The sequence below is a fragment of the Demequina aurantiaca genome, assembly GCF_050598105.1.
Classification (GTDB): Bacteria; Actinomycetota; Actinomycetes; order Actinomycetales; family Demequinaceae; genus Demequina; species Demequina aurantiaca_A.
Genome location: NZ_CP192436.1, coordinates 34,676 through 55,324, shown reverse-complemented (window position 1 = coordinate 55,324; position 20,649 = coordinate 34,676). Strand labels below are relative to the sequence as shown.

Here is a 20,649-nt window from a genome sequence, read left to right as displayed (position 1 = left end):
CTACTTGACGCGGTCGACCGCGTCCTGAAGCTCGCGCAGGCGCGGAACCGCACGGTTGGTCAGCAGGTCCGCACGCACGTCGTGGTTCACGGACAGGCTGTCCTTCCACAACGAGCGACCCGCCATGGCTCCACTGGCGCCGTTGGCGACCGCGGTACGAACCTGGCCGATGAACGTGGTGTGGTCGACGCCAGCCGACAGCACTGCCCACGGCACGCCCTCCGCTGCGGTCGTGACGGCTGCACAGGCCTCGGCGGAGCCGGGGTACTGGAGCTTGAGGACCTTCGCGCCGCACTCGACGGACACGCGGGTGGCGCCGGCGACGAGCTCGGGCAGCTTGGCCGCGTACTCCTCTTCGCTTTCGCCGTCGAGGCGGTACGCGAGGATCTCCACGATCAGCAGCAGGCCGGCGGCCTCGCAGGCCGAGACCAGTTCCTTGATTTCCTGGCCAACGCGCGAGGCGGCGTCCTGGCGATCGGAACGCATGTACCAAAGCATCTTCGCGACGTCTCCACCAAGGTCGAGAACGGTCTGCGGCGTCACGCCGGGCACGAAGCGCGTGAAGCGTAGGCCATCGACCTCTTCGAAGCCGGACGCGTCCATGCCGACGACCAGTGCCGTGTCGCGGGACAGTACGCCGTTGTCGGGGATCGCGGGCAGTGCGACCTCGGGGTCGAGCAGGATCGCCGACGCCTCGTTGCCGAGGTAGCGGACCAGGTCGGCCTTCGCAGCAGCGAGCTCCTCGAACGTGACGGCTCCGTCGGGGCCATCGGTCATGACGGCCTTCATGCCGTTGCGCTGGTCCGCGGCAACGATGAGCATGTTGCCTGCGTCGGTCGAGATTGCCGCCATTGCGCGCTTCTCTCGGGTGTTGAGTTCATTCCTAGCCATGGTGTTCTCCATTTAGTAGTGGGGTCTTTTTGCGTCGCGCAAAACTGTCGTTAGAGCGACCTAGCTGCAGTGGCGTCTACCAGGGCGCTTGCCGCCATGGCCGCACCAAATGCGGTGTCCTGAGAGCGGGTAGACACTCGCAGGTTGGGTAAGACTTGGGACCTGGCCTCGCGGACACTCGACATCGCCGACCATCCGCCGGACAGCAGGGTCGACGTGGCCGGGGCGACCTCGCGGTTCATCGCCTCGAGCAGGATCGCGATCTCGTCGTTGCCGTGCAGGAGGATCGCGCGGAAGGCCTCCGCCTGCGTCACGCCGTCCGCCGGAATCGTGAGGCTCAGTACGCCGTCGTCGTTGCGTGCGCCGCGGACGATGACCGACCCCTCGGGAAGGTGCCCCCCGGGAGCCAGCGCGCAGACCTGCCGGTCCAGCCGATCACGGCTCTCGGCATCATCGATCCCGAACAACTGCAGCCCGCGCCTCATCAGAAGCCCGGTCTTCACCCCCGCGACCAGCACAAACTGGCCGTCCACGACGTGGCGCACGCAGTTGATCAGGTAAGCAGCGAGGCGTTCGCGGGCCTCCCGTGACGGGGGCTCCTCGAGTACGCGCAGGATCACCTCGGCGGTGCCCATCGACACCTGATACTGGCTGCCGGGGATGGTTCCCCCCGACACCGCCGCCACCAGGTGGTCGTGGCCGGCGACCGTGACGGCCGCGTCGCGGAATGCGGTCGGCAGCCAATCCCCGGTCGCGGAACCGAGGAAGGCTCCCGCGCCCACCAGCGGAGGAACAAAGTCTTCGTTCACGCCGAGGTACGCGAGCATCTCCGGCCACGCCTCGCCGGTGTCCTGGTCGAGCAGCCCGGTGCGCGATGCCAACGACAGCTCCGCTGCGGGCTCGGCTCCCAAGGCCATCGCCACGAACTCAGGAAGGTTGAGCCAGCGCAGTCCCGTGAGGTCGAGGCCGTGGTCGCGCAGGTACAGGATCTTGGCGACCGAGACCTGGGCGCCCAGGGGCAGGCCGGTGCGTCCCGCGAAGTCGGCCTGCAACTCCTGGGGCATCGCCGCCACCTGCTCGGTGCCGCGCGGATCGAACCAGGCAAAGGCTGGTGCCACTGCCGCTGCGTTGGCATCGATCAGGAAGCCGGTCTCGCCCATCCCGGAGACCGCGACGGAGGCGATGCGTGCGTCGGGGTCGGCGGTGTGCTCGACGACCGCATCGGCCGCGTGTCGCAGTAGTGAGCCGATCGCCGTGATCAACGCCGCCGACTCCAGCTGAGTAGTCCCGCCAGGGCCGATGACCCACGGGGTGGGGACCTGCTCGACAGTGAGCTCTTCGCCCGTCTCGTCCAGGACGAGGATCTTGACGCCGGTGCTGCCCAAATCGAGGCCTGCTACAAAGCGTGCGGACACAGTGGCCCCTTCCATTGATGGTGTGAAAGCTTGTGTGGGGGGGGTCGGGGCTCGCGCCGCGCCGACCCGGTGACCCTCCCGGCTTTGAGCCGGGAGAGCCACCGTCGATCGCAGTGAACTAGCAGGTGGACGCGTACAGCGCCGCCTGGCCTTCTTCTGAGTCGAGGTTTTCCTTGGTGATGATGGTGAAGCCGGTCTGGATCATCGGCTCAGTTGCTTCGCCGCGAAGTGCTGCCACGGCCTGCTGTACTCCCTGGTAACCGATCTGGTAGGGCTGCTGAGCGATGAGCGCCTGAACGGTGCCGTCCTCAAGAGCCGAGACCTGTGCGGGGCCGGCGTCGAAGCCGACAACCTGCACCTCGCCAGCAACGCCAGCCTGCTCGATGCCGGTTGCGGCACCCTCAGCGCTGAAGATGTTGGTCGCGAAGATTGCCTTCAGGTCGGGGTAACGCTGGAGCGTCGAGGTCACGATCTCGGCAGCCTTGGCAGGCTCGTTCTTGGCGTACTGCACACCTACGTACTCGAAGTTCGGGTCCGCAGCTGCAGCTTCCTCGAAGCCCTGAACGCGAGCGTCCGAGGTCGAGATGCCGGGCTGGTTGTCGATGACCAGGACCTGGCCGCCCTCAGGCACCATTTCCTGGATTGCCGCGAACGCTGCCGCGCCGCCGCCAACGTTGTCGGAAGCGATCTCCGACACTGCGAAGGACGGGTCCTCAACGGTGGTGTCCACCAGGACGACCTTGCTCTCCTTGGCCGCCTCTTCGAGAGGGCGCTGGAGTGCGGAAATGTCGTTCGGCGCGATCAGGATCGCGTCGGGGCTGGTGGCCATGACCGAGGTGACGATGGGCTGCTGCAGTGCGGGGTCCCACTTCTGGCCACCCTGGACACTGACGTCGATCCCACCGATCTCCTCGGCAGCGGCGAGGACGCCACACTCCATGGAGATGTAGAAGTTGTCGCCGATGACGCCCTGGATGAAGGCGACGCTCAACTCTTCGTTGGCGTTTGCGGTGGCTTCACTCGTGCTTGCCTCCCCGGTTGCGGAGGCGCTTGAATCGGACTCGCTCGACGTTGAGCAAGCAGCTAGCGTGAACGCCATGGCGGCAGCTATCGAGGCTACCTTAATGGTGGTTACGTGACGCATGTCTAACTTTCCTTTCGGTTGTTGTGTGTACTGCGTTTGCGGTGGAAAATCCGTTTGTAGAGAGACTCTCTGGTAGTGCCGCGAGAGTTCGCGGCTCTTCGCGTCTGGTCGATGTAGACGGCGCCAACGAGGAACGCCCCGACGACCACCTGCTGCCAGTAGGGCTCGACGCCCAGAATCACGAAGCCGTTGCGCAGCGTGGCCGGGATGAAGAGGCCGACGAGCGTGCCGAAGACCGTTCCGATTCCGCCGAACAAGCTGGTGCCACCGATGACTACGCCGGCGATCACGTCGAGGTTCGTCAGGCTGTGTCCCGCGATAGTCGTGGAGCGGAAGAACGACAGGTTCAGCACGCCGGCGAGGCCAGCGAGAAGACCGGCGAGCGCGTAGACCTTGATGAGCTGGCGGTCCACGTTGATTCCGACCCGGCGGCAGGCCTCGGCGTTCGAGCCAACGGCGGAGGTGCGCAGCCCGAACCTGGTGTGGTTCAGCAGGATGATGCCGAAGATCACGACGGTGGTAGCGATGATGACGAGGCTAGGGACGCCGAACAGGCTTCCGAAACCGACGGAGTCAACCAGCACCTCGGGGGCGGCACGCAGGTCGATACCGCTGGTGAGGACCTGGGACAGGCCCAGCGCCGCGCCGAACGTACCCAGCGTGACGATCATGGCTGGCACCTTGGCCTTCGCGACCAGGAACCCGTTGAGGAGGCCCCAACAGAGTCCGGAGATGAGCGCCGCCAGGATTCCGGCCACGGCCACGAACCAGCCCTCGCCGTCGCCAAGACTCTCCATCACCATGGAGCCGACCACGCCGCTGAACACGAGGACCGAGCCCATTGAGAGGTCGATTCCTCCCGTCACGATGATGAAGGTCGTTCCCACGCCTAGGATCGCGAGGATCGACACGCTGATCGCGATGTTGCGGAAGTTGGCGATGTCGAGGAACGCTCCCGGGCTCAGCACCGAGAAGATCGTCACGATCGCGAGCCACACCAACACAATCTGCATGGCCTGCGACTTGAGCACATGGCCCAGTCGGGCACCAAGCGGCTGGCGGATCACACTGTCTTCGGTCTCGCGGCCGTTAACCGCGGCTTCTGTTTGAAGGCTCACGCTGCTTCCCTTCCATCTAGCGCGCCGGTCATTGCACCGACCAGCTCTTCGACGTTTGTCTTTTTGGCGTCCATGACTGCCACGCGCTTGCCGTGACGCAGGACGTGAACGCGGTCCGCGACATCGAGCACGTGCGGCATGGAGTGGCTGATGAGCACGACTGCGATGCCCTTGTCGCGGATGCGACGGATGAGGTCCATCACGCCCTTGGTCTGTACTACTCCGAGCGCGGCGGTGGGCTCGTCGAGGAAGATGACCTCACTCGCCCACGCCGCGGCGCGTGCCACTGCGATGGCCTGGCGCTGTCCACCGGACATGCCGCCCACCGGGCCGGAGAAGTCGCGCACGGTGGCGCCCAGCGCGGAGAACGCTGCCCTGCCCTGGTTGCGCATCTCGGTGCGCTGCATGAAGCCGAGCGTGCCGAGGAAGCCGGACTTCATCATCTCGCGGCCCAGGTACATGTTCTGGATGGGGTTCAAGTGGTTCGCGAGCGCGAGGTCCTGAAACACGGTCTCGATGCCGCGCCGACGTGCGTCAGTGGGGTTGTCGAGGTTGATGGGCTCACCGTTGAACAGGATCTGGCCGGAGTTGGCCTGGTCCGCGCCGGAGAGGATGCGGACCAGCGTCGACTTGCCGGCGCCGTTGTCGCCGATGAGTGCGGAGATCTCGCCCGGACGGACGTCAAAGTTGGCGCCTTCCAACGCACGCACGGAGCCGTAGGTCCGGACGATGTCGCGGGCTTCATAGATAGGTGTTGTCATCGTTGACCCCTTCCTGAGGTAGTTGCAGCACTGGTCATTTCCATTCCCTTATCGATTCGCCAGAGTCAGTCCGTGTCGGATGCCACGGCAGCAGTAAATTGTGGCGCCGCGGTGTACGGCGGAAGTTCTCCCGAGCCACGGACGATCAGGCCCGCCGGCACGACGATGGGGTCCGTAGACACCTCCGCGTCGCCCGGCTGCAGCCGCGCGAGCATCGTGTCCGCGGTGATCTCGCCCAGGCGGCGCGGCGAGTGATCGATCACGGTGACCGCGGGGGTGAGGCTCTCCGCCATCGGGAAGTCGCCGAACGACAGAAACGCGGTGTCCGTGCGCCCCGCCATGTGCAGCGCGGGGACCACACCGAGCGACAGGCGCGTGTTGGTCGCGATCAGCGCGGTGGGCGGGCTGTCGAGCGCGAACAGGTCGGTGAGCGCGTCGCGCACGAAGCGCTCGTCGGGGCAGTCGTCCCGCACCAAGTCGCTGTCCATGGCGAGACCCGCGTCCGCCATGCCGCGGCGGAACCCGGCGTGACGGTCGCGCGTCGTGGGCACGTTCTGCGAGTCGCTCAGGATGCCGATGCGGCGGTGCCCGTGGCTGATGAGGTGCTGCGTCGCGAGGCGAGTCAGTTCGAAGTCGTCCGACACCACCGACTGCGAGCCCGCGTGCTGGCCCACCCGGTCAACGAACACGACCGGCAGATTGCCCAGCCGCAAGCCCACGAGGCTGTCCTCGGTGGTCGGCATGACGATCACGCCGGCGCATCGGCGCTGCTGGAAGTCCTGCACGATCACCCGCTCGCGGTCAACGTCGCGGTGGCTGGAGGTGATGAGCACCTGATAGCCGGCGTCGGAGAGGCGGGATTCGATGCTGGCGACGAGCGCCGCGACGAAGACGTCGCCGATGTTCTCGACGACCACCCCCACGCTGCGGTCGCGGCCGGCGCGAAGGGTGCGGGCGGCGGGATCCGGGCGGTAGTCGAGCGCGCTCATCGCGGCGAGGACCTTGGCGCGAGTCAGCGGCGCGACGCCGGGGGCGTCGTTGAGGACCCTGGAAGCGGTCTTGATCGAGACGGACGCCATCTGGGCGACGTCGCGAAGGATGGGTTCGTTGCGGCCGGTCATGACACGGCTCCCGCGGCCCGAACGACGGCCACGATGGCGGGTGATGTTGATGTGTGAGCGCTCGCAAGCTGCATTAAAATCACCCTCCTCGTTGAGGTATGTCATCGTTGTCATGGGGACTGCGGTTCCCATTCTGTGGCTCGATGACACCGTTGTCAAGCCATCATTGACATCGGTGTCATCTTCGTTACCAAGCCGTGACAGAGCGCCCCTAGGCGACCCCGCGCGGGCGCGAGCTCAGCCGCGCGGCTGGGCCCGCGGTGTCGAAACGTTACGTGCTGGGGGCGTCTAGCGCGGCGGCAATACGCGCCGCCTGCGCGTCCGCGGCGAGCGTGCCGTCCACCTCGTGGTGGGGCGCCACCGGCGCCTCGAGGTTGAGAGTTGCCAGGTAACTGGCGGTATCACTGATTTTTCCCGCGTCGCGGGCCGCGCCTCGCGAGACCAGCCGTTCCACGATCACGTCCGGGTGCAGCCGGATCCAGACCATCCGCACGCCGCCGCCCGCGTCGGCCAGCCGGGCCTCGAGTCGCTCCCACGCCGCCGGGTCAGCCCGCTCTGACGTGAAGGGCGCGATCAAAATCACGGAAACTCCCGAGCGCAGACAGTCGCAGGCCACCTGGAGCAGGCACTCGTAACGCGCGTCTCGGGTGAGCGCGGCGACACGCGGGTCGCCATAGTCGGCGGCACCGGTGACGCCCGCGATCACGTCGACCAGGGGATTGGTCATCGAGTCCTGGTCGAGCACCGCTGCGCCGGTGATGCGCGCAAGTTCGGCCGCGGTGGTCGACTTACCCGACGCCGGGGCGCCGGTCATGAGAATCGCCAATGGGGAGTCGGTCACATCCGTACCCTAGCCGCACCGCCTGGGACGACCCAATGGACAAGGCGCCCAGTTGGGCCGCGGAATGAGGACGGCGTGGGAGTGGTTACCCCAATGAAAGTAACCAGCCACTAGGACGGGAGTACCGCATGTCAGCGCTCATCATCAGCACCAACTACGGCACCGAGCAGGACGAGCTCACAAGCCCCCTCAACGCCTTGAAGTCAGCGGGAATCGCTGTCTCCATCGCCTCCCCGTCCCTGGACCCCATCCAGACCCTGGTGGGCGACAAGGACCCCGGCGAGACCCTCCTGCCGGACGTGGAGATGTCCTCCGTCGACACGGAAGACTTTGACGTCCTGGTCATCCCCGGCGGAACCATCAATGCGGACAACCTCCGCACCGACGACACAGCGGTCTCGTTAGTCAAGAGCTTCGTGGCGGCGGGTAAGACCATCGCCGCGATTTGTCACGCGCCGTGGATCCTCACCGAGGCCGGCGCGGCGGCGGGCAAGACGCTCACCTCGTACCCGTCCCTCGCCACCGACCTCAAGAACGCTGGTGCGACGTGGAACGACGTTGAGCTTCAGAAGTGCGAGGAGCTCGGCTGGACGTTGCTCACCTCGCGTTCGCCAAAGGATCTCGACGCCTTTAGCGCCGCCGTCGTAGACGCCGCGAAGTAGAAGTCACCGCGCCATCCAAGAACCCTCCGCGCTCACGCGGGGGGTTCTTGGCGTTGGAGCCAGGTGGCGAGGTGGACGGCGGTGGGACCGCGCCCGCTTGCGATGTTGGCCGGAGTGCCTGCGGCGATCACCTTGCCGCCCCGGTCTCCCCCGCCTGGACCCAGGTCAATGACCCAGTCGGCGTCCGTAATGGCCGCGAGGTCGTGTTCCACCAGAACCACCGTGTTGCCTGCGTCGACAAGTCGCTGCAATTGATCCAACAACAGTCGAATGTCCGCGGGGTGCAAGCCAGCGGTCGGCTCGTCCAGCAGGTAAAGCGAGTGCCCGCGGCTCGCTCGCTGCAGCTCGGTCGCCAGCTTGATGCGCTGCGCCTCGCCGCCGCTGAGTTCGGTGGCCGGCTGGCCGAGCCTGAGGTAGCCAAGACCCACGTCGCGTAGTGCCTGGATGCTCCGCGCGGCGGCCGGGACGTCGAAAAAGAAGTCGGCAGCCGCATCGACCGTCATCTCCAGCACATCGGCGATCGAGTGGCCGCGGTACTTCACCTCTAGAGTCGGCTCGTTATAGCGCGCGCCGTGGCACGTGTCGCACGGCGCGTAGGTGCCGGGCAGGAACATCAACTCGATGGAGACGAAGCCCTCACCCTTGCACTCCTCGCAGCGGCCGCCCGCCACGTTGAACGAGAATCGACCCGCGTTATACCCCCGGTTCTTCGCTTCGTCAGTGGAGGCAAACACCTTGCGCACCACGTCAAAGAGTCCCGTATACGTCGCTAGATTGGACCGCGGCGTGCGGCCAATAGGGCGCTGATCGACCACCACCAGACGGTCGAGCGACTCGACTCCCGACGCCGCTTTTACGTCGACGTCCAGCACGACCTCTTCCGGGTCGTCAGGTTGCGTGCGTAGGTGGCCCCTCACCACGTGAGCCAGGGCCTGCGTCACGAGGGTGGACTTACCCGATCCGGATACTCCCGTGACCGCCGTCATCACGCGTAGGGGGAACTCGGCCGACACGTCGTCGAGGTTGTGCCTGGAGACCCCGCTGAGCCGTAGCCAGTCCTCGGGCGTGCGCAGTTCCCTGCGTCGTGGTGCCTGCTGGGGGAAAAGGTACTTCGCGGTCACCGACTCCTTGACCTCTCGCAAACCGTCCACGGGACCCGAATAGACCACGTGCCCGCCGCCCTCGCCCGCGCCTGGACCGATGTCCACGATCCAGTCCGCCCGGCGCACCACGTCCAGGTCGTGCTCCACCACGAACAGCGTGTTGCCGGAATCTTTGAGCCGGTCCAACACATCGAGGAGCGGCTGAGCGTCGGCGGGATGCAGCCCGGCGGAGGGCTCATCCAGTACGTAGACCACGCCAAACAGCCCGGAGCGCAGCTGCGTCGCGATGCGCAAGCGTTGGGACTCGCCTCCAGAAAGCGTGGTGGAGTTGCGACCCAAGCTCAGGTACCCCAGGCCGAGACTCAGCAGTTCATCAACCCGTCCCACAACATCCGCTGCGATGCGCTGCGCCGCCTCGCCGGCCTCGCCCGACGCCTGGCTTACGCCCGCGTCGACGTTGTTGCGCAACGCGGCGGCGAGATCAGACAGCGGCACATCGTTCATCTGGGAGATGGTGCGCCCGGCGAATGTGACGGCACGCGCCTCCGGACGCAGCCCGGTTCCCTCGCAGTCGGGGCAGTCGATGCTGCGCACAAACCGAAGCGCGCGCTCGCGCATGCGCTCGCTCTGCGACTGCGCCAACACGTGCATCACATGTTGGCGGGCGCTCCAGAATTTTCCGTAGTAGCCATGGTCAACGCGCCCCTCCTCGGGCTCGACCATGACCGACGGCTGCTCCTCGGTGTAGAGAAGCCAGTCGCGGTCCCGCTGCGGGAGTTGCTTCCACGGCGTGTCGAGGTCGATACCCAGCCCGCGCACGATGCTGCGGAGGTTTGCGCCCTGCCAGGCCCCTGGCCACGCCGCGATCGCGCCGTCCCGAATGCTTAAGGCTCGATCCGGGACCAAGAGCTCCTCGGTGACGTCGTGCACCGTCCCGAGCCCATGGCACCGGGGGCACGCCCCCGCCACGGTGTTGGGGGAGAAGGCCTCCGCGGCGAGGTGCTTAGCGCCTTCCGGGTACGTGCCAGCACGGGAGTAGAGCATCCTCAGCAAGTTGGACAGAGTGGTGATTGTTCCCACGGAGGAGCGGGAACTTGGCGCGCCACGGCGTTGCTGCAGTGCAACCGCAGGGGGAAGCCCGGAGATCTCGTCGACATCGGGTGTGCCGACCTGATTGAGAAGCCGCCGCGCGTACGGCGCAACCGAGTCGAAGTAGCGTCGCTGAGCCTCTGCATAGAGCGTGCCGAAGGCGAGCGACGACTTGCCCGATCCGGATACTCCCGTGAAGGCCACAATCGAGTCGCGAGGGATGTCGATATCGAACCCTTTGAGGTTGTGCTCTCGGGCTCCGCGAACCCTGACCCAACCGTCTACGTCGTGCTCCGACATGCATCCACCGCCCTCTCGCTCACCGATCCCTGGTCTCGCACCGCGCGTGATGTGAGACACGAAGGTGACAGCGTCGTGAAGAGGCGATCTATTCCGAAATCGCCCTCTCGTGGGCGCTCGCCGGGCTAGGTCATCAGCCCGGTCTGCTCGCCGGCCTGCTGAAGATAAGCGGAACGACGGTCAAAGAGACCGGGCACCAGCTCCCTCACTCGCGCGATCAGGTCCGGCATGCTCGCCGTCGTGAGCTCTCCGTCGTCGACCAGGACCTTGCCGGCGACCATGGTCAGCGACACATCGCCGCCGCGCACCGCGTGAACCAGGTTGTGGTGAATGTTGAGGTAGTGCCCGGTGGGTATCAGCGGGGTCATGCGCGGCGTGTCGGTGCGCACGGCGATCAGGTCCGCCTGCTTGCCTACCTCGAGCGATCCGAGTCGATCCCCTTGGCCGATCGCCCGCGCCCCGCCCCAGGTCGCCATCTCCAGCACCTGCCACGAGTCCATCGCCGCGGCGTCCATCTTGCGCAGCTTGCCCATCAGAGACGCGACCTTCATCTCCTCGAACATGTCCAGGTTGTTGTTCTCCTTCTCGCCGTCGGTGCCGAGCCCGACCGCGATCCCCGCACCCAGCATCTCGCTTACCGGCGCGAAGCCGCTCGCCAGCTTCATGTTGCTCACCGGGTTATGGGAGACGCTGCCCCCGCGCTGCGCGAGCAGGGAGATCTCCGCCTCGTCTAGCCAGACCGCGTGCGCGATCATGGTGCGGGGGACGTCAAAGAAGCCCAGCGAATCGAGCGCGTGCATGGGACGCTTGCCCGTCCGTTCACGGAACAGAGTGACGTCCAGTTCGGACTCGCTGCAGTGCGTGTAGAGGCCGGTGTCGTACTGCTGCGCGAGCCGAATCGCCCGCTTCTGCCCCTCCGCATCGGCATAGAAGGGGTGCTCTAGTCCCACCCACGGCATGATGCGACCGTCCGCGGCCCCTGACCACTCCTGCAGCATTCTCTCGTTGTCGTCGAGCGTGTCAAAGTAGTCGTAGTCGGGGTGTTCCCCCACGTAATTGACCGTAACGAGGCGGTTTCCCAGGGCCGATGCGGCGCGCGCGGAGCCGTCCATATAGCGCCACATGTCCACGACGGTGGTGGTTCCGGACAGGAGACCTTCGGCGTAGCAGAGCCACGACGCCGCCTCCGCGTCCTCCGGGAGGAGCACGCGGTGCATCGGGTCTATGTGAAGTCGTAGCCACTCCCACACCGGCAGCGCCTCGGCGGTGCCGCGCAACATCCCCGAGTGGTGGTGGGCGTTGACTAGCCCCGGCATCAAGACATGATCGGGCAGGTGGCGGGAGGGTGCGCCTGGATACTCTGCGGCGAGCGTCTCGGTCGGCCCGACGGCAACGATCACGCCGTCGTCGATCGCGACCCCCGCATCGGTCAATACCTCGCGGTTGCCGGTCATCGGCACCACAATGTCCGCTGTCAGTATGTGCACGGCCATGGTCGCGTCCTCCTCGTTAGGAGGCCAAGTTGACCATGGGGAGATTTCCAGCGAGTTTCCGTCTCCACCGCAGCCAAGGGGGCTGTAACCCAGCCCGGAAAACAAGAAAGCCCCGGTCCGAAGACCAGGGCTTTCCACTTGTGCGCGAGGGGGGACTTGAACCCCCACGTCCTTTCGAACACACGGACCTGAACCGTGCGCGTCTGCCAATTCCGCCACTCGCGCGCGCCGAGAAACTGTAACACGATTTCCACCCATATACGATGTCACCATGGGCGTACTAGACCGGTTCGAGAAGGGCGTGGAGAACGCTGTGCAAACGGCGTTCGCAAAGTCGTTCAAGTCCGGCGTCAAGCCGGTGGAACTCGCGAGCGCCCTCAAGCGCGAGTCGGACGCGCGCGCAGCGGTCGTTGACCGCAATAGAACTGTCACCCCCAACGAGTACTCGGTGTCCCTATCCCCCACGGATCACGCCACCGTCACGAGCTGGGGAGAGGACGCTCTCGAACACGAACTCAAGGACTCCCTGCAGGAGCACGCGGAGCGCCAGCGCTACAGCTTTGTCGGTACGGTCTCCGTCGAGTTCAAGCAGGACGAGTCGCTCGCTACCGGGCGGTACGCCGTGATGTCGCGCACCACGCGCGGCCCCGCGGCCCCTGTCACCTCCCGCGACCCGCAGTCCCGCTATCCCTTGTTGGACGTCGACGGCACCCGCTACAACCTCACGGGCGCGGACACCACGGTGGGCCGCGGGTCCGAGGCGGACATCGTCGTGGACGATTCCGGCGTCTCAAGGCAGCACATTCGCTTCGAAGTCACCCCCGATGGCACCATCCTCACGGATTTGGGCTCAACAAACGGTACGTTCGTGGAAGACCAACGAATTAACGAGGTGACGCTGCTAGACGGCAACGCCATCACGATAGGCCGGACCACCATCATGTACTGGGATGGGATTGCCGCGGACGGAGAAGACTAGGCGATGAGCCAAATCTCGATCACGCTCCTGCGCCTGGGGTTTCTGATCCTTCTTTGGGCCCTGGTCCTGTCGGCGATCGGGGTGCTCCGCGCAGACCTCTATGGCACGCGCGTCACGTCTCGCGGCAAGGGAATGTCCCAGCGCCGTCGCGAGGCGGCACGAGCGGAGAAGATGGCCAGCCCGGCCCGCGCAGGCACCGGCGTCCGCGCCGGAGGCATGATGGCCAAGGAGGCCGTGGCCGCCCACCTGGCCGTGACCTCGGGGCCCCTCAAGGGCACGACGATCCCGCTCGGCAGCGCCCCCGTCCTCATCGGCCGTGCGGCCACCTGCACCGTGGTCATCGACGACGACTACTGCTCCTCGCGCCACTGCCGCGTGTATCCGGACAACGGCCAGTGGATGGTGGAGGACCTCGGCTCCACGAACGGCACGTTCCTCTCCAACCAGCGCGTGGACGACCCGGTTCCCTTCCACATGGGCGACCGGCTCCTGCTGGGTGCCACGGCGATCGAATTGCGGTCCTGACATGTTCCTAGGGATCAACTTCGCGGCACGCTCCGACGTGGGACTGGTGCGGGCGAACAACCAGGACTCCGCGTTCGCGGGTCCTCACCTGCTGCTGGTCGCGGACGGCATGGGCGGCGCGGCGGGCGGCGACATCGCCTCCTCGATCGTGATTGGCCGGCTGGCGGAACTCGACGCCGAGTCGCTGGGCCCGGACGAGGCGCTCGACGAACTCAAGGACGCTATCGCGGACGCCCACGCCGAGATCGTCCAACGCGCCAAGAACGACCCCGAGCTTTCTGGGCTCGGAACGACTGTCACCGCGTTGCTCCGGTCGGGCTCCTCGCTCGCCATGGCGCACATCGGCGACTCGCGCGCCTACCTGCTGCGCGACGGCGAGTTCGACCAGGTCACCACCGACCACAGCTTTGTTCAGCACCTCGTCGACACCGGCCGGCTGTCGGTCGCCGACGCGGAGAACCACCCCAAGCGATCAATGTTGCTGCGAGTACTCGGCGACATCGACGCCGACGTGCCCGTCGACATCTCAGTGCGCGAGACGCGTCCCGGCGACCGCTGGATGCTGTGCTCGGACGGTCTCTCCGGTGTGGTCAGTCGCGACACGATGCATCGGACCATGCTCGAGGTAGAGCACCCTGCGGATTGCGCCGATGCGCTGGTGGGCTTGGCGCTCGCGGCGGGGGCTCCCGACAACGTTACGTGCATCATCGGCGACATCGTGGACATCGACGCCTCCCCCGACGGCGTGGGTCCCGCGACTGCCTCGCAGATCGTGGGTTCCGCCGCGCGCGACCGCAACCGTCCCTCGCAAGGCGGCCAGGGTGCCGCCGGCAAGGCAGCCAAACTGTCCGAGCGCGCCGACCCCGAGGACGACGAGGAGCCATCTTCGTGGGCCACTAGGTGGCAGATGCTTAGGCCGTGGATGTTGCCCACCATTGCCCTGCTGGCTGTGATCGCTGCGGCCTGGGGAGGCTACGCGTGGAGCCAGACCCAGTACTACGTCGGCGAGAACGACGGCCAGGTCGCCATCTATAGGGGAATCCCCGGCGAGGTGGGACCACTCAACCTGCACACGGTTGTCACGGACACCACCGTCTCGCTCGAGGATCTCGCCCCGTTTGAACGGGACCGGATCGTCTCCACAATTCGAGTGGATTCGGTTGCCGACGCCTACGAGGTCGTTGGCACGCTCGAGGCGGATCAGTAGTGGCTACAGTCGCCGACATCCGGGTGCATCAGGGCCGGCGGTCGGAGATTGCTCTTCTTTCGATCGCGGTCATGATTGCCGTGCTCGCGCGCGGGCTGGTCGACTACCACGCGGACGTCCTGGAACTGAGGTCGCTCGGGTTCTACGCCCTAGCCGCCGTTGGTCTGGCCACTACCGCTCACCTCGTGCTGCGTCGGTACGCGCCGGCGGCGGACACGGTGCTGCTGCCCGCGGTCTTCGCGCTGAACGGTATTGGCCTCGCGATGATTCGGCGCATCGACTTCGCGTACGCGTCGCGCGGGCGCGACACCACCTTCGGTAGCGTCCAGCTCGGTTGGGCCATTCTCGGCATCGCGCTGATGATCGCCGTCCTGCTCCTGGTTCGCGACCACCGCGTGCTGCGCCGCTACACCTACACGGCTGGCCTCATCGGACTCGTCGGCATCATGTTGCCGCTCATGCCGGTGATCGGCACGGAGATCAACGGGGCGCGGATCTGGATCCACATCTTTGGGCGGTCTCTGCAACCCGCCGAGTTCGCCAAGATCGCGCTCGTCATATTCTTCGCGGGCTACCTGGTCAGCAACCGCGACACGTTGGCTCTGGCAGGCCCCAAGTTCCTTGGCATTCGCTTTCCCCGCCCGCGCGACATGGGTCCGCTCCTGCTGGTGTGGGCCGCGTCGATGCTCGTTCAGGTGTATGAGCGCGACCTGGGCACCTCGCTGCTGTTCTTTGGGATCTTCCTCGCGATGCTCTACGTCGCGACCGAGCGCATCAGCTGGGTAGTCGTCGGCCTCGGCATGTTCGCGGCCGGGGCTGCGCTCGCCGGCACCGTCTTCGCGCACGTGCAGTCGCGCTACGACGCCTGGCTGCACGCGCTCGATCCCGCCGTCTACGCGTCGGGCACATCTGAGCAATTGGTGCGCGGGCTCTTCGGAATGGCGTCCGGGGGGCTGCTGGGAACGGGCCTGGGCGAAGGTCGCCCAGACTTGGTCCCCTACGCGGAGTCCGACTTCATCATCTCCTCGCTCGGGGAGGAGCTGGGACTCACCGGCCTGATGGCCATCCTCACGCTCTACGTGATCATCGTCCAGCGCGCAATGCGCACCGCCATCGGCGTGCGCGACGGCTTCGGCAAGCTACTCGCGACGGGGCTGGGCTTCTCGCTAGCCCTCCAGGTCTTCATCGTCGTCGGCGGCGTCACCCGGGTCATCCCGCTGACCGGCCTGACCACCCCGTTCCTCGCCTACGGAGGTTCGTCGATGCTCGCGAATTGGATAATCGTGGGGCTGCTGCTGCGCATCTCCGACCAGGCCCGCCGCCCAGCGCTGGAGGTGTCGTAGATGAACGAGCCAGTCCGGCGCCTGAGCGTCGTCATCCTCATCATGTTCCTAGGGCTCATGGGGGCCGCCTCCTACATCCAGGTGATCACGGCGAACAGCCTCAACGCCGACAACCGCAATGTGCGCACGCTCTACCGCGAGTACGGCACGTTCCGCGGGCCCCTCATCGTCGGAGGCGAGGCGGTCGTGACCTCGGTCCCGGTCGACGACCCCTTTAATTACCAGCGCACCTACCAGGATGGCCCGCTCTACGCTGCCGCCACGGGCTACTACTCGATCGTCTACGGCCGGTCCGCCCTGGAGCAGACGGAGAACTCGCTGCTCAACGGCTCGGACGACGCGTTGTTCTGGAACCGCCTTGGCGACCTGTTCGCGGGACGCGAGCAGGAGGGCGCCTCTGTCTCCATGACGCTGGACTCGACGCTTCAGCAGGTCGCGACCGATCAACTTGGCGACCAGGTGGGCGCAGTGGTCGCGCTCGACCCCCGCACCGGCGAGATCCTCGCGATGGTGACCTCCCCCACCTACGACCCGGCGCTACTCGCGGGCCACAACAGCGCGCAGGTGAACGAGAACTACCAGGAGTTGCTGAACGACCCGGGTGAGCCGCTGGTTAACCGCGCCATCGCCGGGGACACCTACCCGCCGGGTTCCGTCTTCAAGCTGGTGGTGACCGCCGCGGCACTCGAGTCGGGCTACTCCGCGGACACGGAGCTCTACGCCCCCCAGGAGCTCGACCTGCCGGGAACGTCCGCGACCATGACCAACTACGCGGACGAGAAGTGCTCTGCTAACGACACGACGACCCTTGCGGACGCGCTCAGGGTGTCCTGCAATACCGCGTTCGCGAACCTCGGCATGTCCCTGGGCTGGGACGTGATCGAGCGCAAGGCAAAGGAGTTCGGCTGGACTAGCCAGATCGACGTACCGCTTCGCGCCGCGGTCTCTGGCCTGCCCGATGATCCCGATGCGGCCCAGACCGCGATGGCGTCGATCGGCCAGTACGACGTCCGGTCGACTCCACTGCAGATGGCCATGGTCACGGCCGCCATCGCCAACGACGGCACCCTAATGAACCCCTACCTCGTCAAGACAGTGCGCGCGCCGGACCTGCGCGTGATCCAGCAGACCGAGCCCTCCGAATACGGGCAGCCGATGACCCGCACCGATGCCGCCTCCCTCACCGCCATGATGGTGGACGTGGTCGACAACGGCTCCGGCCGGGCCGCCGCCATTCCTGGCGTCGAGGTCGCGGGCAAGACCGGCACCGCCGAGACCGGCCTCGACACTCCTCCTCACAACTGGTTTGTTGGCTTCGCGCCCGCGGGCAACCCCACCATCGCGATCGCCGTCCTGGTGGAGAACGGCGGCGACCGCGGCTCCGCGGGGCAGGAGGCGACCGGCGGCATCGTCGCGGCCCCCATCGCCAAGGCCGTCATGGAGGCGGCCCTCGCCCAGGACGGAGACGGCTAATGGGCGCACTCCAACCAGGCACCACGCTGGGCGGGCGCTACGTGCTGCGCTCCCTCCTCGCCGTGGGCGGCATGGGCGAAGTGTGGCGCGGCGCTGACAGCGAGCTGGACCGCGAGGTGGCGGTCAAGGTCCTCAAGGACGGGGCCGCGAAGAACGACACCTTCCTGCGGCGCTTCCGCAACGAGGCCAAGAACGCGGCCGGCCTGCGTCACCCGAACATCGCCCAGGTCTACGACTACGGCGAGGTGGATGGCACGCCGTATCTGGTAATGGAACTGGTCGAGGGCGAACCGCTGTCGACCATCCTGGAACGCGAGCGCATCCTCGATGAACGGCGGCTGGTGACCATCCTGCGGCACACCTGCAACGGCGTTCAGGCGGCCCACGACGCCGGCGTCATGCACCGTGACGTCAAGCCGGGCAACCTGCTGGTGCAGGAGCATGACCTAGTCAAGGTCACCGACTTTGGGGTCTCGCGCGGAACCGGCCAGACCACCCTCACGGCCACCGGCATGGTGATGGGAACCGCCCAGTACCTCGCGCCCGAGTTAGCCCTGGGCAAGGCGGCGACCCCCGCATCGGACCTCTACGCTCTGGGCATCATCGCGTACGAGTCGGTGGTGGGTCGACGCCCGTTCACGGCCGCGACCGCGGTCGATATCGCGATCGCCCAGGTCAACGACGTCGTGCCTCCGCTACCCGCGAGCGTGAGCCCCCAGATGGCCAAGGTGATCATGAACCTGCTCGAGAAGAACCCCCGCAAGCGGTTCAAGAGCGCGGCCGAGCTCGAGCGTCACCTCGCCAATTTCAGCGCCCCCGCACCATCGCTCGACCCGCTCGCCCAAGCCCCGAGCGCGCAGGCGCCCGATACCTTGGTCCCTGGCTCGGAACCCCAGGCGCCGACCCGTGCGATGCCTCCGAGCATCGCGCCAAGAAGCTACCGACCTCACCCAGATCGCGCCCCAGGGCAGCGGTAATGGGCAATAGTGCGACAATGTTCGCGAGAACTCGAACCCTGAGCCAGGGACGTTAGGAATAGACATGAACGACGAACCGAAGATCCTCGCCGGTCGCTACGAAGTCGGCGACCTCATCGGCCGCGGTGGCATGGCTGAGGTGCACATCGGGTACGACACCCGCCTCGGGCGAACTGTCGCTATCAAGATCCTGCGTCCTGACCTGGCTCGCGACCCCTCCTTCCAGACGCGCTTCCGCCGCGAGGCGCAGTCCGCGGCCGGCCTCAATCACCCCACCATCGTCGCGGTCTACGACACCGGCGAGGACACCATCGTCGGTGCGGGGGGAAGCCCGCAGGCGGTCCCGTTCATCGTCATGGAGTACGTCGAGGGACACACCGTTCGCGACATCCTTAAGGGTGACGTCGCGGCGCCGATCGACGAGGCCGTCGACATCGTCGCCGGCGTCCTGAACGCGCTCGAGTACTCGCACCACGCGGGCCTCGTGCACCGCGACATCAAGCCCGCCAACGTCATGCTGACCCCCACCGGCGCGGTCAAGGTGATGGACTTCGGCATCGCCCGCGCACTGGCCGATGCTGGCAACACGATGACCCAGACGCAGGCCGTCGTCGGCACGGCGCAGTACCTTTCCCCCGAGCAGGCCCGCGGCGAGAACGTCGACGCGCGCTCCGACCTGTACTCGACCGGCTGCCTGCTCTTCGAGCTCCTCACCGGACGCCCGCCGTTCATCGGCGACTCCCCCGTGTCGGTGGCCTACCAGCACGTGCGCGAAGCGCCGCCCAAGCCCTCGGACTTCGCCTCCGACGTGCCTCCCGAGCTCGACGCGGTGGTGCTGCACTCGCTCGCGAAGAACCGCGACGAACGCTACGGCTCCGCCCAGGAGTTCCTCACCGACCTGCGCGGCGTGATGGCGGGCGCGCAGCCCATCGGCGGCATGCCGTTCGGCTCGGCCGCGGCCGGAGCCGGCGTTGCCGGCGTGGCTGCCGCGGCTGCCATGAACGGCATGACCCCCGAAGAGATCGCCGACCTACCCACGCAGCAGATGCCCGCGACTCCCGCCGGGCCCGAGACCAGCGCGACCGCGATCATGCCCGCCTCCGGACCCGCAGGCGGACCGGCGGCAGCGCCCTGGGCGAGCGTCGGAGCCGCCACCGGCGAGCCGACGCCCATGAGTGGCACCCTGATGGTTGACGACGAGCTGGACGCGGAGGAGGAGCGCCGCGCCAAGCGCAACCGCTACCTGCTTCTTGGCGGAGCCGCCCTGCTGGCCGTCGCGCTCATCGTCGCGCTCATCGTGTTTGCCACCAGGGGACCCTCGGAGCCCGAGATCACCACTGTCGCGTTGCCAGACCTCACCGCCATGACCCAGGCGGAGGCGGAGACCGCGCTCCTCGACCTGGGCCTCACGGGGGACTTCCAGCTCGAGGCGAGCGAGGACGTGCCTGTCGATGTCGTGATTCGTAGCGAGCCCGTCGCGGGGACCGAGGTTGACGAGGGCTCGACCGTCGACGTCTTTGTCTCCAGCGGCCCCGGTTCGGCGACCGTCCCAAGCGTGCGCGGTAAGACTGAGGAGGACGCTACTGCTCAGCTCGAGCTTGCCGGGCTGGTCGTCGGGGAAGTCATCGAGGAGGACAGCAAGGACTTCGACGAGGGCCGCGTCATCGAGACCAACCCCGCCGAGGGCACCGAAGTGCAGGTTGGCGACTCCGTCACTCTGTACGTGTCCACCGGCATGGTTCAGCTGCCCAACCTGATCGGCCTGCAGGAGGACGATGCGCGTCAGCAGCTGACCGACGTGGGGCTCATCCCGTCTGTCACCGACCGGGAGGACGACTCCAAGCCAGCTGGCGAGGTCCTCGAGCAGAACCCCGGTTCCGGCGAGATTGCCCGGGGATCCTCGGTCGAACTCGTTGTCGCGACCGCGCCCAGCACGGTGACCGTTCCCAACGTCATCGGCCAGAGCCGCGGCGACGCGGAGCAGGCGCTCGGCGACGTCGGCCTCAAATCGACCGCCACCGAGGTCATCACCGAGGAAGAGGGCCAGGACGGCAAGGTGCTGACTCAGAACCCGTCCGGGAACACCGACGTCAAGCCGGGCACCAACGTGGCAATCGGCGTCGGCAAGTACGTGGAGCCCGAGCCGGAACCGTCGGTGACCCCGACCCCGGCGCCCTAATCGCGACCCGCGGGCGCCTACGTGACTC

At 66.7% G+C, this 20,649-nt stretch carries 17 protein-coding genes and 1 tRNA gene; 8 read left to right on the top strand and 10 right to left on the bottom strand.

Annotated features, from left to right (window positions below; genetic code table 11):
- The 7 genes from ACQU6B_RS00265 to ACQU6B_RS00235 all read right to left on the bottom strand — a co-directional run bounded on the left by ACQU6B_RS00265 (position 1) and on the right by ACQU6B_RS00235 (position 7,291).
- Positions 1 to 891 (bottom strand): hypothetical protein, encoded by an 891-nt coding sequence (locus ACQU6B_RS00265; RefSeq protein ID WP_430868050.1) that lies wholly within the window; start codon positions 889 to 891, stop codon positions 1 to 3.
- Between the two features lie 50 nt (positions 892 to 941).
- On the bottom strand, positions 942 to 2,306 hold the full coding sequence (locus ACQU6B_RS00260; RefSeq protein ID WP_430868049.1) for an FGGY family carbohydrate kinase: 1,365 nt from the start codon (positions 2,304 to 2,306) through the stop codon (positions 942 to 944).
- A gap of 118 nt (positions 2,307 to 2,424) precedes the next feature.
- A complete protein-coding gene (locus ACQU6B_RS00255; protein WP_430868048.1) occupies positions 2,425 to 3,450 on the bottom strand; it encodes an ABC transporter substrate-binding protein in 1,026 nt (341 codons plus the stop codon).
- A gap of 2 nt (positions 3,451 to 3,452) precedes the next feature.
- Positions 3,453 to 4,568, bottom strand: coding sequence for an ABC transporter permease (locus tag ACQU6B_RS00250; RefSeq protein ID WP_430868047.1), 1,116 nt, complete (start codon positions 4,566 to 4,568; stop codon positions 3,453 to 3,455).
- The gene (locus ACQU6B_RS00245; protein ID WP_430868046.1) at positions 4,565 to 5,329 is read right to left on the bottom strand and encodes an ATP-binding cassette domain-containing protein; all 765 of its coding nucleotides are present in this window, start codon (positions 5,327 to 5,329) and stop codon (positions 4,565 to 4,567) included. The genes ACQU6B_RS00250 and ACQU6B_RS00245 overlap by 4 nt, the downstream gene beginning before the upstream one ends.
- A gap of 65 nt (positions 5,330 to 5,394) precedes the next feature.
- Positions 5,395 to 6,450: a LacI family DNA-binding transcriptional regulator gene (locus tag ACQU6B_RS00240; protein WP_430868045.1), complete on the bottom strand. Its 1,056-nt coding sequence runs from the start codon at positions 6,448 to 6,450 to the stop codon at positions 5,395 to 5,397.
- A gap of 271 nt (positions 6,451 to 6,721) precedes the next feature.
- A complete protein-coding gene (locus ACQU6B_RS00235) occupies positions 6,722 to 7,291 on the bottom strand; it encodes an AAA family ATPase (RefSeq protein WP_430868044.1) in 570 nt (189 codons plus the stop codon).
- 128 nt (positions 7,292 to 7,419) lie between these two features.
- Here ACQU6B_RS00235 and ACQU6B_RS00230 point away from each other — a divergent pair, with 128 nt between their 5' ends.
- Positions 7,420 to 7,953: a type 1 glutamine amidotransferase domain-containing protein gene (locus tag ACQU6B_RS00230; protein WP_430868043.1), complete on the top strand. Its 534-nt coding sequence runs from the start codon at positions 7,420 to 7,422 to the stop codon at positions 7,951 to 7,953.
- A 32-nt stretch (positions 7,954 to 7,985) separates the two neighbouring features.
- Here the strand turns inward: ACQU6B_RS00230 and uvrA are convergent, their stop codons facing one another.
- The 3 genes from uvrA to ACQU6B_RS00215 all read right to left on the bottom strand — a co-directional run bounded on the left by uvrA (position 7,986) and on the right by ACQU6B_RS00215 (position 12,163).
- Complete coding sequence (uvrA, locus tag ACQU6B_RS00225) at positions 7,986 to 10,445, bottom strand: excinuclease ABC subunit UvrA (RefSeq protein WP_430868042.1); 2,460 nt, start codon at positions 10,443 to 10,445, stop codon at positions 7,986 to 7,988.
- Positions 10,446 to 10,570: 125 nt separating this feature from the next.
- The gene (locus ACQU6B_RS00220) at positions 10,571 to 11,938 is read right to left on the bottom strand and encodes an amidohydrolase family protein (protein ID WP_430868041.1); all 1,368 of its coding nucleotides are present in this window, start codon (positions 11,936 to 11,938) and stop codon (positions 10,571 to 10,573) included.
- Between the two features lie 141 nt (positions 11,939 to 12,079).
- A tRNA-Leu gene (locus tag ACQU6B_RS00215) sits at positions 12,080 to 12,163 on the bottom strand.
- A 46-nt stretch (positions 12,164 to 12,209) separates the two neighbouring features.
- Here ACQU6B_RS00215 and ACQU6B_RS00210 point away from each other — a divergent pair.
- The 7 genes from ACQU6B_RS00210 (at position 12,210) to pknB (ending at position 20,621) form a co-directional block, all read left to right on the top strand.
- Positions 12,210 to 12,917 carry an FhaA domain-containing protein gene (locus tag ACQU6B_RS00210; protein ID WP_430868040.1) on the top strand — a complete coding sequence of 236 codons (708 nt, stop codon included), beginning with the start codon at positions 12,210 to 12,212 and terminating at the stop codon, positions 12,915 to 12,917.
- Positions 12,918 to 12,920: 3 nt separating this feature from the next.
- Complete coding sequence (locus ACQU6B_RS00205) at positions 12,921 to 13,442, top strand: FHA domain-containing protein FhaB/FipA (protein WP_430868039.1); 522 nt, start codon at positions 12,921 to 12,923, stop codon at positions 13,440 to 13,442.
- A gap of 1 nt (position 13,443) precedes the next feature.
- The gene (locus ACQU6B_RS00200) at positions 13,444 to 14,649 is read left to right on the top strand and encodes a PP2C family protein-serine/threonine phosphatase (protein ID WP_430868038.1); all 1,206 of its coding nucleotides are present in this window, start codon (positions 13,444 to 13,446) and stop codon (positions 14,647 to 14,649) included.
- Entirely contained in the window at positions 14,649 to 15,992 is a 1,344-nt protein-coding gene (locus ACQU6B_RS00195; protein ID WP_430868037.1) for an FtsW/RodA/SpoVE family cell cycle protein, read from the top strand. The genes ACQU6B_RS00200 and ACQU6B_RS00195 overlap by 1 nt, the downstream gene beginning before the upstream one ends.
- The gene (locus ACQU6B_RS00190) at positions 15,993 to 17,465 is read left to right on the top strand and encodes a peptidoglycan D,D-transpeptidase FtsI family protein (protein ID WP_430868036.1); all 1,473 of its coding nucleotides are present in this window, start codon (positions 15,993 to 15,995) and stop codon (positions 17,463 to 17,465) included.
- Positions 17,465 to 18,442 (top strand): serine/threonine-protein kinase, encoded by a 978-nt coding sequence (locus tag ACQU6B_RS00185; protein ID WP_430868035.1) that lies wholly within the window; start codon positions 17,465 to 17,467, stop codon positions 18,440 to 18,442. Before ACQU6B_RS00190 ends, ACQU6B_RS00185 begins: the two co-directional genes overlap by 1 nt.
- Before the next feature lie 64 nt (positions 18,443 to 18,506).
- On the top strand, positions 18,507 to 20,621 hold the full coding sequence (gene pknB / locus ACQU6B_RS00180; protein WP_430868034.1) for a Stk1 family PASTA domain-containing Ser/Thr kinase: 2,115 nt from the start codon (positions 18,507 to 18,509) through the stop codon (positions 20,619 to 20,621).
- The last annotated feature ends 28 nt before the right edge of the window (positions 20,622 to 20,649 follow it).

Bases quoted from the DNA above. Each gene is read 5' to 3' on its own strand.
- ACQU6B_RS00265 (WP_430868050.1), bottom strand. From the start codon at position 891: ATGGCTAGGAATGAACTCAACACCCGAGAGAAGCGCGCAATGGCGGCA.
- ACQU6B_RS00255 (WP_430868048.1), bottom strand. From the start codon at position 3,450: ATGCGTCACGTAACCACCATTAAGGTAGCCTCGATAGCTGCCGCCATG.
- ACQU6B_RS00245 (WP_430868046.1), bottom strand. From the start codon at position 5,329: ATGACAACACCTATCTATGAAGCCCGCGACATCGTCCGGACCTACGGC.
- ACQU6B_RS00240 (WP_430868045.1), bottom strand. From the start codon at position 6,450: ATGACCGGCCGCAACGAACCCATCCTTCGCGACGTCGCCCAGATGGCG.
- ACQU6B_RS00230 (WP_430868043.1), top strand. From the start codon at position 7,420: ATGTCAGCGCTCATCATCAGCACCAACTACGGCACCGAGCAGGACGAG.
- uvrA (WP_430868042.1), bottom strand. From the start codon at position 10,445: ATGTCGGAGCACGACGTAGACGGTTGGGTCAGGGTTCGCGGAGCCCGA.
- ACQU6B_RS00220 (WP_430868041.1), bottom strand. From the start codon at position 11,938: ATGGCCGTGCACATACTGACAGCGGACATTGTGGTGCCGATGACCGGC.
- ACQU6B_RS00210 (WP_430868040.1), top strand. From the start codon at position 12,210: ATGGGCGTACTAGACCGGTTCGAGAAGGGCGTGGAGAACGCTGTGCAA.
- ACQU6B_RS00205 (WP_430868039.1), top strand. From the start codon at position 12,921: ATGAGCCAAATCTCGATCACGCTCCTGCGCCTGGGGTTTCTGATCCTT.
- ACQU6B_RS00200 (WP_430868038.1), top strand. From the start codon at position 13,444: ATGTTCCTAGGGATCAACTTCGCGGCACGCTCCGACGTGGGACTGGTG.
- ACQU6B_RS00190 (WP_430868036.1), top strand. From the start codon at position 15,993: ATGAACGAGCCAGTCCGGCGCCTGAGCGTCGTCATCCTCATCATGTTC.
- ACQU6B_RS00185 (WP_430868035.1), top strand. From the start codon at position 17,465: ATGGGCGCACTCCAACCAGGCACCACGCTGGGCGGGCGCTACGTGCTG.
- pknB (WP_430868034.1), top strand. From the start codon at position 18,507: ATGAACGACGAACCGAAGATCCTCGCCGGTCGCTACGAAGTCGGCGAC.